General features: G+C 54.2%; 15 protein-coding genes. 8 read left to right on the top strand and 7 right to left on the bottom strand.

Going from position 1 to position 14,579, the window contains the following annotated elements; genetic code table 11:
- Nucleotides 1-74 precede the first annotated feature (74 nt).
- Both G6R38_RS08545 and G6R38_RS08550 read left to right on the top strand, forming a co-directional pair.
- Nucleotides 75-1,481, top strand: coding sequence for a DUF1800 domain-containing protein (locus tag G6R38_RS08545; RefSeq protein ID WP_166822859.1), 1,407 nt, complete (start codon nucleotides 75-77; stop codon nucleotides 1,479-1,481).
- Between the two features lie 40 nt (nucleotides 1,482-1,521).
- Nucleotides 1,522-2,793 (top strand): DUF1501 domain-containing protein, encoded by a 1,272-nt coding sequence (locus tag G6R38_RS08550; RefSeq protein ID WP_166822862.1) that lies wholly within the window; start codon nucleotides 1,522-1,524, stop codon nucleotides 2,791-2,793.
- A gap of 112 nt (nucleotides 2,794-2,905) precedes the next feature.
- Here G6R38_RS08550 and G6R38_RS08555 read toward each other — a convergent pair whose 3' ends face one another.
- The 5 genes from G6R38_RS08555 to G6R38_RS08575 form a co-directional block, all read right to left on the bottom strand.
- Nucleotides 2,906-3,361 (bottom strand): GNAT family N-acetyltransferase, encoded by a 456-nt coding sequence (locus G6R38_RS08555; RefSeq protein WP_166822866.1) that lies wholly within the window; start codon nucleotides 3,359-3,361, stop codon nucleotides 2,906-2,908.
- Between the two features lie 322 nt (nucleotides 3,362-3,683).
- Nucleotides 3,684-4,484, bottom strand: coding sequence for a cyclase family protein (locus G6R38_RS08560; RefSeq protein WP_206028510.1), 801 nt, complete (start codon nucleotides 4,482-4,484; stop codon nucleotides 3,684-3,686).
- 125 nt (nucleotides 4,485-4,609) lie between these two features.
- Nucleotides 4,610-4,813: a hypothetical protein gene (locus G6R38_RS08565; protein WP_166822869.1), complete on the bottom strand. Its 204-nt coding sequence runs from the start codon at nucleotides 4,811-4,813 to the stop codon at nucleotides 4,610-4,612.
- 112 nt (nucleotides 4,814-4,925) lie between these two features.
- On the bottom strand, nucleotides 4,926-5,144 hold the full coding sequence (locus G6R38_RS08570) for a hypothetical protein (protein WP_166822872.1): 219 nt from the start codon (nucleotides 5,142-5,144) through the stop codon (nucleotides 4,926-4,928).
- Between the two features lie 131 nt (nucleotides 5,145-5,275).
- Entirely contained in the window at nucleotides 5,276-6,475 is a 1,200-nt protein-coding gene (locus G6R38_RS08575) for a Gfo/Idh/MocA family protein (protein ID WP_206028511.1), read from the bottom strand.
- A 165-nt stretch (nucleotides 6,476-6,640) separates the two neighbouring features.
- Here G6R38_RS08575 and G6R38_RS08580 point away from each other — a divergent pair, with 165 nt between their 5' ends.
- A complete protein-coding gene (locus G6R38_RS08580; RefSeq protein WP_166822875.1) occupies nucleotides 6,641-7,105 on the top strand; it encodes a hypothetical protein in 465 nt (154 codons plus the stop codon).
- A gap of 477 nt (nucleotides 7,106-7,582) precedes the next feature.
- Here the strand turns inward: G6R38_RS08580 and G6R38_RS08585 are convergent, their stop codons facing one another.
- Entirely contained in the window at nucleotides 7,583-8,110 is a 528-nt protein-coding gene (locus G6R38_RS08585) for an acetolactate synthase (protein ID WP_240928120.1), read from the bottom strand.
- A gap of 301 nt (nucleotides 8,111-8,411) precedes the next feature.
- Here G6R38_RS08585 and G6R38_RS08590 point away from each other — a divergent pair, with 301 nt between their 5' ends.
- Nucleotides 8,412-9,038 (top strand): HAD family hydrolase, encoded by a 627-nt coding sequence (locus G6R38_RS08590; protein ID WP_166822878.1) that lies wholly within the window; start codon nucleotides 8,412-8,414, stop codon nucleotides 9,036-9,038.
- Between the two features lie 266 nt (nucleotides 9,039-9,304).
- Here the strand turns inward: G6R38_RS08590 and G6R38_RS08595 are convergent, their stop codons facing one another.
- Nucleotides 9,305-10,306, bottom strand: a complete 1,002-nt coding sequence (locus tag G6R38_RS08595; protein ID WP_166822881.1) for an NAD(P)/FAD-dependent oxidoreductase — start codon at nucleotides 10,304-10,306, stop codon at nucleotides 9,305-9,307.
- 401 nt (nucleotides 10,307-10,707) lie between these two features.
- Here G6R38_RS08595 and G6R38_RS08600 point away from each other — a divergent pair, with 401 nt between their 5' ends.
- The 4 genes from G6R38_RS08600 to G6R38_RS08615 all read left to right on the top strand — a co-directional run bounded on the left by G6R38_RS08600 (nucleotide 10,708) and on the right by G6R38_RS08615 (nucleotide 14,481).
- Nucleotides 10,708-11,643 (top strand): DUF1559 domain-containing protein, encoded by a 936-nt coding sequence (locus tag G6R38_RS08600; RefSeq protein ID WP_166822885.1) that lies wholly within the window; start codon nucleotides 10,708-10,710, stop codon nucleotides 11,641-11,643.
- A gap of 39 nt (nucleotides 11,644-11,682) precedes the next feature.
- Nucleotides 11,683-11,880, top strand: coding sequence for a hypothetical protein (locus tag G6R38_RS08605; protein ID WP_166822888.1), 198 nt, complete (start codon nucleotides 11,683-11,685; stop codon nucleotides 11,878-11,880).
- Nucleotides 11,881-12,219: 339 nt separating this feature from the next.
- Nucleotides 12,220-13,191, top strand: a complete 972-nt coding sequence (locus G6R38_RS08610; protein WP_166822891.1) for a Kelch repeat-containing protein — start codon at nucleotides 12,220-12,222, stop codon at nucleotides 13,189-13,191.
- Nucleotides 13,192-13,656: 465 nt separating this feature from the next.
- Nucleotides 13,657-14,481: a hypothetical protein gene (locus G6R38_RS08615; RefSeq protein WP_166822894.1), complete on the top strand. Its 825-nt coding sequence runs from the start codon at nucleotides 13,657-13,659 to the stop codon at nucleotides 14,479-14,481.
- The last annotated feature ends 98 nt before the right edge of the window (nucleotides 14,482-14,579 follow it).

Genomic DNA, 14,579 nt, shown 5'->3' on the forward strand with positions numbered 1-14,579 from the left:
CGGCACATCCATGCAGTCAAGTTCCTATGAAATGCTGGGTCACGACCCGGCCTATCGAAATCGGTGGGTTTCCTATGTCCGATCCGCAAACCACGCTCGACCGCTTCCGTCCGCGAACGGCTTGGGCAGCGTATTATCCGAATGGTGGTAACCCGTGGGATAACACGAAGGTTGCTCATCTTCTCCGGCGAGCAACTTTCGGGGCCAATTCGGAACAACTTGAAAGTGGGATTGATTCACGACCGGCCACACTGGTTTCGCAACTCTTGCAAGGTGGTGCAGGGCAGTTTGAATTTGCGGCAGACATGCACTCGCTCGTTGAAACCGCAATCGCCTCCCACGAGGTGAAGCAACTTCAGGCGGCATGGGTGGTGCGAATGCTGTCTTCACCACACCCTCTGCAAGAACGACTCACGCTGTTTTGGCATGATCATTTTGCGACCTCACAAGCCAAGGTCGACAGTCTCCGGTTGATGCAACAACAGAACGAAACTCTTCGCCAACACGCCCTCGGTCATTTCAGTGACTTGCTCGCTGCGATGGTGCGAGACCCGGCAATGTTGATTTGGCTCGACTCCGACACCAACCGCAAGGGAAACCCGAATGAAAACCTCGCGAGAGAAGTGTTCGAGTTATTCAGTCTTGGCGTGGGCAATTACAGCGAACAAGATATCAAAGAAGCGGCCCGGGCGTTGACCGGATGGCGTGTCCAAGGCGAGAAGGCGATCTTCGATCCGTCCCAGCACGATACGGGTCCGAAAACGATTCTTGGGCAGACGGGGCGTTGGTCCGCAGGCGATGTTGTTCGAATCGCATTGCAGCAGCCCGCGTGTGCCCGGTTCCTGGTCCGGAAGGTTTTTCGCGAGTTTGTCAGCGAGACCGTAGAACTCCCGGAAGAACTTCTCAATCCCCTGGCCGACGAATACCGTCTCCGAGATTACGACACCGCCTGGCTGATGGGCACGATGTTCCGCAGTTGGTTCTTCTATTCCGATGCCGCCATCGGACAACGAATCAAAAGCCCGGTCGAGTTTCTGATCGGAGCGGTCCGCTGCCTGGGCGGCCAAGCCAGTCCGATAAAGCTAGCCGAAGCGTGTGACACACTCGGCCAAAGTCTGTTCTTTCCGCCGAGCGTCAAAGGATGGGACGGTGGAGCCGAATGGATCGATCCCAACGCATTGCTCTTGCGGCAGAATTTGGCCTACCAACTCACCCGCGGCAACGGCCCGGCTTCGCACTGCGATCCGGCGACTTTGGCAGCGGAAATGAATCTCGAGGAAGACCGGCGAACAGCACAGTTCTTTCTTGGTTTGTTCTTGCAGTCCGAAAATCATCCGGCGGGCGAGGACATCACAAAGACCTTGCGGGAACAACGAAACCGTTTGCGATCGCCGTTCCGTAGCGATCACGCCATCAACGGCTTGCTTGCTCGAGAGGCGGCACACTTAGTGATGACGCTCCCAGAGTTTCAAGTCACCTGAGTGGTGAGCAGACAGAGGGCACGTGCCAGGAACAAGACGCATGTCGATTTTCATTAGACATGCGGCGAAAGTCGAACCACAAGGAGCGAGGAAATTCGTCATGGCGGGATTCAATCGGCGAGAATTCATTCAAGCATCATCCGGGCTCGCGATGGGGGCCGCCTTGCCGATGGCATTTCGTCGGGCCGCAATGGCTGCGGAGAAGTCGAACCGCGAGACTGTCTTGGTGGTCATCGAGTTGACGGGGGGGAACGACGGTCTCAACACCGTCGTGCCGTATCGCGATCCGATCTACAAATCCGCTCGTCCCAATTTGAAACTTTCCAATCGGGCGGTTTCGAAAATCGACAATCAACTCGCATTCCATCCATCGCTAAAAGGGTTCTCGGAGTTGCTGGAGGATTCGCAACTGGCGATCGTGCAGGGGGTGGGCTACCCCAATCCGAATCGTTCGCACTTTGAATCCATGGATATTTGGCACAAAGCAACGCGTGAGAAATCCGAACGCTTTGGTTGGCTGGGGCGAACGACTTCACTCGCTAATGCCGAGTTGTCGGCGATGTCGGTGGGAGACGGTGAAAGTCCGTTGGCGTTGTTTTCTCCCGCGGGACCGGCGACTTCGGTACGGTCGCTGGACTCCTACCGTCTCAAGACCAGCAAAGACCGCCAAGCAGTGATGGAAAAATTCGCGAATCGGAAACCGGCGTCGTCGAATCCGTTGCTTTCGTTGGTTCAAAATTCGACTGCGTCGGCGTACCAGACGGCACGGCGACTGGAGAATATCGCAAAGGGGGCAAAGTCCGCTGAATATCCGCAAACCAGTCTCGGTCGACGATTACAACTCGTCGGTCAATTGATCTCAGCCGAACTACCGGAGCGAGTGTACTACGTCTCGCATGGCGGATTTGACACACACGCGAGCCAACTCGATATCCACGGGCGTTTGCTCCAGGAACTCGGTGATGCGGTGCGGGCCTTCCAGAATGATCTGAAAGACCAGGGCCAAGCCGATCGCGTCGTGACGATGACCTTCTCTGAATTCGGTCGCCGAGTAAAGGAAAACGGTTCCGGCGGGACCGATCACGGTTTGGCGTCGCAAATGTTCTTCGTCGGGCCAAAAGTAAAATCCGGTTTGGTCGGGGAACATCCCCGGCTGGATGACCTCACAGATGGCGACCTCAAACACCACACGGATTTTCGATCCGTCTACGCAACCGTGCTCGATCAGTGGCTCGGTGTGGATGCGAAAGCGGTGCTCGGCGGAACGTTCGAAACCGTGCCGGTCTTCGGTGACGTGCAGAGTCGAGCGTGATGAGTCGAACGTCCATTCTTTCTACATCAACCGACTCCCAACTCTCGACGCTAATACGACAGCTGGACGTCTTTAGTTTGAATCGTCTTGGAGGGAAGCCGTGTGCGTGTACTCACCCGTCTAAGGAATCAACATTGGGACCGATTGGGTATTGTAGGCGGAGCAACTTTTGTCCCGTTGGCTCATGACGTTTTTCAGCCATTTCCACAAATCCATACCTGGCATAGAACCGACGACCGATAGAGTTCTCACAAAAGACCTCGACCTCAAGTGACCCATTCGTAGCGTGAACTTTGTCAACGAGTGCTCGCCCGATTCCTGTTCTATGATGCGAAGGCTGCACGAAGAGTCCACCGATCTCATTGCCGATGAGTGCGATGAATCCGACAACCTCTCCTTCGACTTCTGCCACCCAAGTCACTGCGTGGGGCAAATATAACTCAGGAATGTTCGTTCGTTCTTGTTCCAGAAAGTCTTCTTCCAAGAATGGGTGTGCGAGTCGGGTTGCATTGTCCCATGTTTCTAGAATGGCAGTCACATCGTCATCTTCGTATTTTCGAATTCGCATCGCTGGCTTCCTGCGTGGAGTTGACGTGAAACCACAGTGACACAAGGACAGTCCGCAGGTTCGCTTTGAGGACTAAAAAGAATCGAATTTTTCAATTTCGAAGTCAAAGACGGTGGGACCTATACTTGGGGTATCTTACGCCCGAGGCGGTCGATAGGGTTTAGGACTTTAGCCAAGATCACACGTTGCCGCAAAATGCTATCAAGGTCGGTTTCTCTCGCAATTCCCTGCGAATGTATGCAAAAAACGGCGAGCAGTTTGAGAAACTAGCCACCGGCCTTCGAAGGACTCATTTGCCTCATGCCATCTTTGAATCCGTGCTTCACTCTGATGGTGGATCGTCCAACACGGCCCAAATTCGAGTTGGCCCGCCGGTTCCGGTTTCGAGTTTGATGGGAGCCACGATCAGCGTGAAACCCTTTGGCGGAAGATTCTGTAAACGGGCAACGTTTTCTAGTCCGAATTTCCCCGCTTTGTTGACGATGTGATGGACCTGGAACTTCTTGGAAATCCCCCGGTCAATACTCATATTGTCGACACCAATCCCGAGGACACTCCGTTCGTTCACAAGAAATTCGGCGGCCTCAGGTGAGTAGGACGGGAAATGCAGTTCGCCACGGGAATCTCGGTTCTGGTAGCGTGTCGGGTTTTCCCAGAATCGTCCCCAACCGGTGTTGAGCAGCACAATCGCACGTTGTGGGATTTCGCCGTGTTGACGTTCCCATTGGTGGATGTCTTCGACGGTCAGCATCGCATCTGCATTAGCTTCCGCTTTCAATGAAATGTCTAGCACCACACCCAGACCAATGAGATCGACAAGCGGGATTTGATCAACCGACGGTTGATTCGGTTCAAAGTGGTTGGGGGCATCGATGTGCGTGCCCAGATGCTCTGGCATGCGAAACGCCTTCGACAGCACACCATCCTTCTCCAACGTCGCCAAGGTGCGTAATTGAAACGGATAGTAATTCTCGCCTGGCCAATACGCGTTTTTCGAATTCAACGCATAACTCAGATCGACGGCATGCTTCAGTGACCGAGTCGGAATCAATTCCTCAGCAGACAAATCCGTAACGGCGAATATCACGAACAGTCCGAAAAGAATTCGTGTCAGCTTCATCATCGTCTCCCTCGGAAGTGTCGTGGCACCAGCAATCGAGGGATATCATAACACGACCTGCTGCCCGATCGAGAACGACGCTAAGTCAACTTGCTCGTTGTAGGGCAGCAGTGGATTGCAACGCTGTTTTAGCTGGCGAGTGATTGATCGTTGAGGCCCAGCGGTTTAGTGACGTTTTCGGTCATGTCGCGGGCTTGTAGGAACGCCGACAAGATGGGGCGTTGGTTGGCAGCATTCGACTTGCGGGGCAAGTATTTGCCGTAGACTTTTCGCGGGGTGCTTGCAAAGACGTTCAAGCGTGACGAGTGTCGAGCGAAAAATGAATTCGACATGATCCATACTCCATTCCAGAAGAGACTTTCGTTTCGAGCCAACGTTGACTCTCTGAAATAGGGATCACGTTTGGGTTGCCGATGCGGACAAGTTTTTGGATTGGAAGGGTTATCAGTACGAACTCAGAAGCCGCCGTTTCGCATCAATCAAGTCGGTCTGCCATTCTTCGTAAGCATTGCGTTTGACGGTGATCACGAAGTCATTTTCTGGGTAAACGGAACGGCACTCGATCCAACCGCCTCGATGATTCTTGACTAACAAAATCGAATCCCGAAAACGGAATTTGACCCCGTCGTGCAAGTCATCCCACGCCAGATTTTCATCCATCACAACAGACAGCTCGACAGAAGATTGTGCCACGGCGTTTGGGGCCGTGATCTTAAGAAGAAGCCACCGGCGTTTCTTCGGACGGCGAAACACCGGTGGCACACGAAAACAAGTTTCTCGATGGGCCGCGCGATTTACTTGCGACATGCTTGGTGATGGAACGGCAGCCAGGCTCCGTTGTCTGCGCTACTCGCGACCGATTGCTGGATGAAGTTCATGCCATCGACGCCGTCGTACACGTTCGGGTAGATCGTGTCACGCTTCTCGAATTCGGCTCCCGTGATGCGGGCGACAATGGCATCGTACGCGGAACGATAAATGTTCGCGAAGGCTTCGAAGAACGCTTCGGGGTGTCCGGCTGGCAAACGGCAGGCGGCGGCACCGGATTCGTTCATGTACGGGGCGTTCGGATTTCGAGTGTAGAGTTTGTGAGGCTCACCATTGCGGCGGACCAGCATTTCGTTCGGGGTCTCTTGTCGCCATGCGAGAGCCCCTTTGGTTCCATCGACTTCGATGAACAAGTCATTCTCGCGACCGTGCGAAATTTGGCTTGCGGTGACGGTGCCGAGTCCGCCATTTTCGAACCGAATCAGGGCACAACCGTAATCGTCGAGTTGTCGACCCGGCGCGAAGACCTTCAACGTGGCGGAGATCTCCGAGGGAATCAATCCCGTCATGTATCGGGAAAGGTTGTAAGCGTGTGTGCCGATGTCCCCGAATCCGCCGGCGACGCCACTCTTGGCCGGGTCGCTCCGCCACTTCGCTTGCTTGTTATCTTCGTCTTCAAGTTTCGATCGCAGCCATCCTTGGATGTAGTTTGATCGAATGGCTTGGATTTCGCCGAGTTCGCCGTTCAAAATCATTTCACGGGCTTGGCGGACGAGCGGATAGCCGGTGTAGTTGTGCGTTAGAGCGAAGACGGCTCCGCTGTTCTCAACGATGCCCACAAGCTCTTCCGCCTGTGCCATGTCGAATGTCATCGGTTTATCACAGATGACATTGAAGCCAGCCTGCAAAGCCGTTTTGGCAATCGCAAAGTGCGTGTGATTCGGCGTCGCAACGCTGACGAAGTCGATCCGTTGATCTTCCGGAAGAGCGGACTCTTTCTCGACCAGCTCGTCGATCGATCCATAAGCCCGATCCGGAGCGATGTCGTAAGATGGTGCCGATTCCTTCGAGCGTTGCGGATCGGATGACAGGGCACCTGCGACGAGCACCGCTCGGTTGTCCAAAACGGCAGCAGTGGCGTGGACGCGTCCGATGAACGAGCCCTTTCCGCCGCCCACCAAAGCCATTCGCAACTTTCGATTCAGTGGCCCGTTTGTGGTGTCCATTGTCTATCTTCCTCTCGAGCGTATTGGAACGAGTTTCAAGTGTGCGTCGCGTACGGCTATCGTTGTTCTCCGGCGAAAACACAAGGCCACTCGCGACTCCGAGACTAGATCGGTTGACTTTGCAGAGAGAATAACAACGCTTCGAACGACTCCGCAACCGTCCAGATGTTGTGGTCACCAGCGAACGTCCGCAAGCCACTCCCTGATCGACTCGAAGCGATCAACCACATCGGAAATGCATGGAGGAATTCGGAACCGATGGGCAGCGGACCGCAAATCACGCTACTCGACGAGATCGCACTCGCAGCGATGCTCTTCAACACCCGCATTGCTCAACGCAATGACACCGCTGATCTGCGGCATACGGTTTCGCATCGAGGACCGTCGATGACGAAAACGGCTTCGGTGGAGAAGCGGGTCGGGCGTGTCACTCAGGATGATCTCATGTCCAACGAGTTCCTGGAGTTCATACCCGTGAATATGCAAATCGACTTTCGTCAGGCCATTACTATTGGCTTCAATGTCAACAAGAAAGTCGAAGTCGGGGATCTGCAATTCAAGCCAACCAGGAGGGAGATTTCGCACGCACCCATGCAGATGGACGCCCTCGCTGGTTTGTCTCAAAAATAGATGGTCACCCGTTAGCCCATCTAAATCGATTTGCAACGGGGCAACAGCGATAACGGGCGGGTTCGCAATGGGCTGGGAGTGTAGGGCCCCAACGAAGAACGTTAGACTCAGGACAATACCAAAACCGTTCCAGAAGCTCATTGTATTCCGGCATTTCGTCAGAATTGTGATTTGCCTGTCGATTGAAATTTGTGGCAACGATCGACCACATATCGATCTTCTGTACACATTGAGATTATGGCACCTTATGTCATCCTGAACACCATGGCAAGCCCGCCGACCCATCAACTTTTGTTTTTGTGTCGGCAGACAAGATTCGGTCCCGTCAGTCTTTTCACGCAAATGAACGTGACAATTCAACAGTACTGGACTGAATTTCCCGAGAGTACGTCTGCGGAAGTTGAATTGTGCTTGGGGGTTTAGGCGATTCGTCCGGCAATCTGAGGTTCCGTTCGTGAGATTGAATTGAAGCCAGGATCAAATGACATCTTCGTCGTCTTCGAGCAAATCTTTTTCCGTGATCACTCTCAGCCCATTCTGATTGAGGATTTTCAGGCCGAGATCAATATCGTCGACGTACATCGCGATGGCCCCCTGACCACCACGACGATACAGCAGCGGATAGCTATAGTGAATGCTGACCTCCGCTCGCAGAAGTGCTGAGCAGACTTGGACATACGGCTGAGCGACGTTGGGAAGTTGCACACCGATCACGTCCGTTTCAAAGACTGTGAACTCGGATAATTCGAGCAACTCCCGTCCACGTTCGTAATGATTGAGCATCAGCCGAACAACGCAGCAGTCAATCGAATCCGCAATGGACAATGCCATAATCCGGAGGTCTTGCCGTTCGAGATGTCGCATGAGGTCATTGAGACTTCCCACACGATTCTCGAGAAATACGCCGAATTGACGCAGACAGGGCCAGTCGCGACCACGCATTGTGCCAGCTTCGGTGACAATGCCGCTGCCCGAGTCCTCTTCGTCGTCGTAGAATTCCGCCATCGTAGCCTATACTGGGTAAGAGGAATCGTCTCGAATCCGCTGTTTTGTACGTTCAGGTTCCGGTGTGACGTGTTCAACCAGAAACCGATTTCAGCGTACGAAACAAACATTTTTTTCGCCACACAATTCTACACGGTCCCGGCGTTTCGTGCAGTTTCTGCGACATGTTTGCCGAAGTGCTTGTCTGATTCTTCGTCGATCAACCGATAAGAACGGTTGCCCCCAAGAACACGGCTATAACTTTTGCGGCGGGTGGCAAACCTAGGGGCTCTCGGACACTTCCCAAAGGACTTCGGTAGCAATGATCCGCACGATTGTTTTCGATTTGGGTAACGTTTTACTGTACTTTTCGCATGAACGAATGCGTCAACAGGTTTGTCAGTTGTGCGAATGCTCGCTAGCGGACATCCAACCGTTGCTCGATCCGTACAACGGATTGTTCGATCAGTTTGAGCGAGGGCAGCTTTCCCTTCGAGAGTTTCATCAACAGGTCGAGGCGGTATTACAGAAGACGATCGTGTTTCAGGATTTGATGAACGCGGTGAGCGATATCTTCTGGCTGAACACGTCCATGCGTCCGATCCTTCGAGCAATTCGCGAGCGGGGCACTCGATTGGTGATGCTGTCGAACACGAACGCCGCCCATATCGAATTTGCCAAGCGGCACTTCGACCTGTTCGACGAGTTTGACGCTGAAGTGTTCTCGTATGAGGTCAAGGCGGTCAAACCGGAGAAGGCGATTTTCGACGCGTTGTTGGAAACGATTCAATGCGAGCCGGATCAATGCTTCTACACGGACGACACACCGGGCCACGTCCAAGCTGCCCTCCAATTGGGAATTCCGTCGGGTGTGTTTACGGATGCCAGAACTTTCCTCGCTCAACTCCGTGAACAAGGTTACGACCTGTCAATGGGCGAGACAAAGTAAGTTCCTCTGGGGATTGGACTTCGGCTTTTCAATTTTTGTGGGCTCCGAAACCGACTTGATTCGCAACGAATCCACGATGTTCCGAATCAGGAACGATCGAAGCTAGACACATCGATGCCCCCACGCAATCACAAGGTGTGACCTACCAGAACACATACCGACGGCCGAAATTGGCTATGTACGGATCGTGCTTGTGTTTGACAATCATGTGATTGGAATCGTGGAGAGAACATCAAGGTCGCAGGCTTCGCTGTCCCGTTCGAAGGTCAGTGGGCGGAGAATTCGATGACTCGATTCGCCAACGCCAAGCCGCTTTGGAAAGCTCCCTCGACCCGCGGACCGCCACACCAGTCACCACAGACGCCGATTCGACTGTGTTCATCGAACAGATATCGTGAAGGCAACGGATTGGATGGCTGTGCATACCGCCAGCGATGCGTCCAACTCTTGCGGATTGCCGACGGACATCGGCCTGTCTCTCGTTGAAATGCTCTCAAAAGTGCTCGTTCAATCGACTCTGGCGAATCCTGAAGATGGTGTTGGCTCCATTCGGCGGATGCATGCAAAACCCAAACCTCCGGCGATGCCTCGCGTCCGGGCTTGCTCGAATTGCAGGCTATCCATGAGAGTTCCGACCCGTTGATGAACGCCCCGCCGTACGAAAGATCCAGACCGACCTCGAGTACCATTACAAGTGCCCAACAGGGTTTCATCTCGACGTCGTGGATTTGCTGGACCAACGAAGGCACTGCCGACAGCAGCTCCACGGCTTGCGGAGCCGGCGTCGTGCACAAGACAGTTTTCGAGCGACTGACGAGTTGCTCATTCTCGTCGTACAATTCCCATGCGTCTTCATCGCGACGGGGGGCGAGAATTCGGGTTTGCGTGTGAATCTCTAACTCATCCGCCAATGAATGACAGACGGAATTCATGCGTGGCATGCCGACAAAACGGTTCGTCTCCGATTTATCTTCGAGGATTTCACCGTTCTTGATTTCCACAATCGGTGCCCGCCAGCGAGCGACAACTCCTTGTTGTTGCCATTTCTCAAGCGTGGATTCGAATGCCGAATCGCTCACTGTGAAATATTGGGCTCCGTGATCGCAGGAAATCTCCGAGTCCGTACGACGCGTGGCCATTCGTCCGCCGACGCCCCGACTTTTCTCGAAGATTGTGACCCGAAGTCCGACATGCTGCAGTGCTTGCCCACAGACTAACCCCGACATTCCGGCTCCAATAATCGCAACGTCCGTGGCAAGGTTCGGCATGGAACATGATCTCCCGGGGTCTGTGTTTCAGTGCGTATTCGCGGCTACGAACTTCCGATGCCATGGCTTAGTACACCGTCGACGAATTATTGGAAACCTGGCAACCGCGTGACTCTCGAATCCTTCGTCTCAGCAAACCAAAGTGTGGCGGCGGCGATTGTGAGTCGTATCGCTGCCTATCTTGTGTGCACGTTACCGAACAAATCTTCGATATGCGAACATTTTCCGGAAGTGTGGTTGACAGTCGAGAATCGGCTGCTATTGTGTTGAGACTGAATCTCAGTTTCATGAGGTTCGCAGGTTGCCAGCCAGCTCTCCGCCAGCCAGTCAAGCCGAGATTTCTCGGACATCACATTGGGTGATGTCTATTGTCTCTCTTAGTCTTGTGAAGGACTGCTGGAATGCGTCGCCTCTCTTTTCAGTCCTCGGGTTCTCACCGAGGATTTACCCTGATCGAATTGCTCGTTGTGATTGCGATTATCGCAATTCTGATCGCCCTCTTGTTACCCGCTGTGCAACAAGCGCGTGAAGCTGCCCGTCGGACACAATGCAAGAACAACGTCAAGCAAGTCGTGCTTGCCATCCACAACTTCCACGACACCCATGGAAAACTGCCGTACGCCACACAGGACCGCGAACCTGGCGATGATGGCGACACCTGGACCACCGGGTTTATTCAAATTCTGCCGTTCTTGGAAAGCGACGCCATCGCTCAACGATGGGACCCCGAGGAGCGACGTGATAGCACGGTTGATAACGATGGCGATGGCTTCACAAATTCCTCGCTGCAACAATACAAAATCCCGACTCTCCTGTGCCCGACGATGACCGAACCGGCAGGACCGCTCGGTGGAACCGAAGACCGGGCCGAGTGCAGTTATCTTTTTAGCGCGGGAACGCAAGACACTTCACTCCTGCACTACGCCGCCTACTACGGTGGAACCGTTCCGGCGTACAACGGAGCCATTGTGCCATTCATTACTGATGATCCAGCCGACCCCAACCGCACACGAACCAAATTCCGCGACATCATCGATGGATTGTCGAACACCTTTATTCTGGGCGAAACCGATTTTGCTCCGCAGGGTGTTCCATCCACGAGTTACGGCGGTGTGTGGGCGTTCGGTTACATCGGTTACTGCTGGGGAACGACTCACCACCACTTTAACAACCACAACAACACGTCGACCGTGTACGGGGCCTTTCGAAGTCAACACCCAGGTGGGGCCCACTTCGCCTTAGCCGATGGGAGCGTGCGGTTCTTCTCGGAGTCCACACCACAGGACGTGCTCGATGCATATGCGACTCGAGCCGGTCGCGAGGTGATTTCCGAATGATCCGACTCGCACCATTTTTGGGGCGGGGATGTGCTCTTGATGTTTGGTTGTAGTGGGCAGCCGATCGAATCGGCCGACGACCCAGTACCTCCGCTGACCGTGAAAGCCTGGCGAGAATTGCCCGTCGAGCAGAAATATGACGAAGCCACGTTCAGTCGCCTCAAAGACGCAGCCCCCAAACGTCAAACTTCCCCAAGCCACCGGCATCGAGGGATCGGATCGACATGGGCGAGCTGACGTAAGATGAGTAAACACGTCATCGATTGTGGGGCAAAACCGTTCCTCCCCGCGGTCCCGCAATCGGTGACGAGTTCTTCACTGGTCCAGTGCACGTCTTTTCGTAGTCATGAGATGAACACTTGGCATGCGTCTTCCTGATGAATGTCCGTCATTGTTCATTCGGTCTCTGAGTTTCAACGTGCGAAGGTTTCGAGAAGGAAAGTCTGTCCTCCTGGCTGTTGGTTGCTTGGTGTGGGTATACTGCTCCTGCTGCTCCTGCTGCTACGGCAAGAAGTCCCCTGACACTCGAAACGACACGACTGTCACGCTTTGCGTGCAATAGAACTCACCAAGACTATGGACGATTTCAAGCTCGAACCGCTTAAGCAACCGGCCACCAGCTTCGGCGGTGCGATGCTCAACGGCAATCTATACATCTATGGCGGTCATACTGGGGCGGCTCACACGTATTCCAGAGAGACCCAAGGACGCACGCTTCTCCAGCTCAGTTTGAAGTCCGGAACATGGAAAGAGTTGGCGGATGGACCGGCGTTACAGGGGTTGGCTTTGGTCGCTCATGGCGAAAATCTGTACCGGATCGGCGGATTCACGGCGGTCAACGAGGAAGGTGAAGAACAAGATTTGTGGTCGCAGAATGACGTGGCTGCTTTCGATTTGGATACGAATTCTTGGTCCGAATTGCCCCCGCTGCCGGAACCGCGATCCTCGTTCGATGCCTGTGTGTTGAACGGTAAAGTCTACGTGATTGGCGGTTGGCAACTCGTTGGCGGCGATGAGAGCCTCTGGCACAAGACCGCTTGGTCGATGGACCTCAACGCGGAACAACCAGAGTGGACGGAACTACCGAGACCGCCGTTTCAGCGACGTGCGTTAGCAACCGCGGCCTACGATGGCAAAGTGTTTGTAATCGGCGGCATGCAGGAATACGGTGGACCCACCGCGCGTGTCAATCTCTTTGACCCCGAGTCCAACGAATGGTCGGAAGGTCCGAGTCTTGTCACGGCTGATGAACCCGCGAAAAAAGAAGACGGCGACAGTAACAACCACGACGGTGGCGTTCCTCCTGGGATGACCGGTTTCGGCGCGTCCGCGTTTGCAACCGGCGGTCGGCTCTACACCAGTACGATTAACGGCGAACTCCAACGACTGTCGCAAGACGGTTCAAAATGGGAAATCATCGCCGAGACCCCCACGGCCCGCTTCTTCCATCGCATGCTTCCCCTTGATCAAAACCGCCTCATCGTCGTCGGCGGGACGAGTATGTCCGTGGGAAAATTCGATGAGCTTGAGATTCTCAACGTCAAGTAATGTCTGGAGTTGACGGTGTTCAAGGTCCCCTGACACTCTGGAATTCGCGATCAGAAGTGCCCCGTTTCCGTTGGGTCTCGACGGAACTGATTGGGAGAGTCTGCGTGGGATCGTTGCATTCGCGTCATGAATCACCACCTTATTGGCCGATACAATGATTGCAAGCCAAACGAGCGGCCATTTCAGAACCATTGGCACAATTTGAACTGTGTCCTCACAACTCGCTACTGGGGGTTATTCCCAGGCGAAAACCACTTCATTGAGGTTTTGTGACGATCGGTTTCAGACCTTTCCTGGCGATTCAGTCCGAGCGTTTTCGTTTGGACTGCGGGAAGCGGGTGCGGTTGGTGACAGGTCATCGTGCTGGCTCAGCAAGTTTGAGTCGAGGAACAGCGGAGTTCTTGTTTTGCAGGGATGCAAACGACTCGAACGATGTTTAGGCGCCGGGCCTCAAGGAGGGGGGACATGCGAATCAAGCTGCGCCAAGCCGGTGCCGCCGGATTGGTGGGACTATCGCTAATGATGGGGTGTCAGTCTGCCTCGCGTTGCGGGACGGAAGTCACCGAAAGCTGTGCAACCGGACATTCTGCGGATCAATCGGGTGGGTGCATCGATCAAGCGTGCACAGTGACCCATGCCGACGGAACCGTTCGGGCCGGTGAATGCACTGGCTGCGAACAGTGTGACGGCCGTTACGCCGATGGTGGGCTCGGGCCGTGCAAATGGTCCGAAGAATGGTACGAAGAGCGGGCTCATTTACCAGTCGGAACCCGCCAAGCTTACAAGAAAGGCAAGATGTGGCCTCCGTACCCACGACCCGTCGGTCCGGAACAACCCATGTGTCACCGCTACCACGCGGCTCACTATTGGCCACACCCATATAACTGCCAAGACCGGGAATCGGTGCGATCCTTCGTCAACAGTCACGTGGCCAAAGGTTGGGAACAGCATACCACGCTGTTCCACTACCACTTCGATGAAGAAACTGCCGAATTGAACCACGCCGGTCGAATGCATTTGCAGTACATCATCGACGAGGTTCCGGACGTCTACAAAGCGACGTTTGTGCAAACGGGACCAACGGTGGAAATCAGCCAAGCTCGGATGGCATCGGTCGCTTCGGAAGTCGAAAAAATGGTGGGGCCTGGTTTCCCCATGCCAATTCAACTTCGCCGTGGTGGTCCGATCAGTACACCAGCCCAGCAGGTGGACACTCAGTATCGTGGTTGGATGACTACTCTTCCGCATCCACGTTTGAACTATACACCGCTGCAGACCCAGCAGCAATAACGACATTCCACGACGGTTTTTGTGGCTTGACTTGAAAGAGCATTCCCCGAAACCGTGGTGAACGAATCTCCCCGCTGCCCGAGGAACGGACCCAGTCT

The organism is Thalassoroseus pseudoceratinae, assembly GCF_011634775.1.
Lineage (GTDB): Bacteria > Planctomycetota > Planctomycetia > Planctomycetales > Planctomycetaceae > Thalassoroseus > Thalassoroseus pseudoceratinae.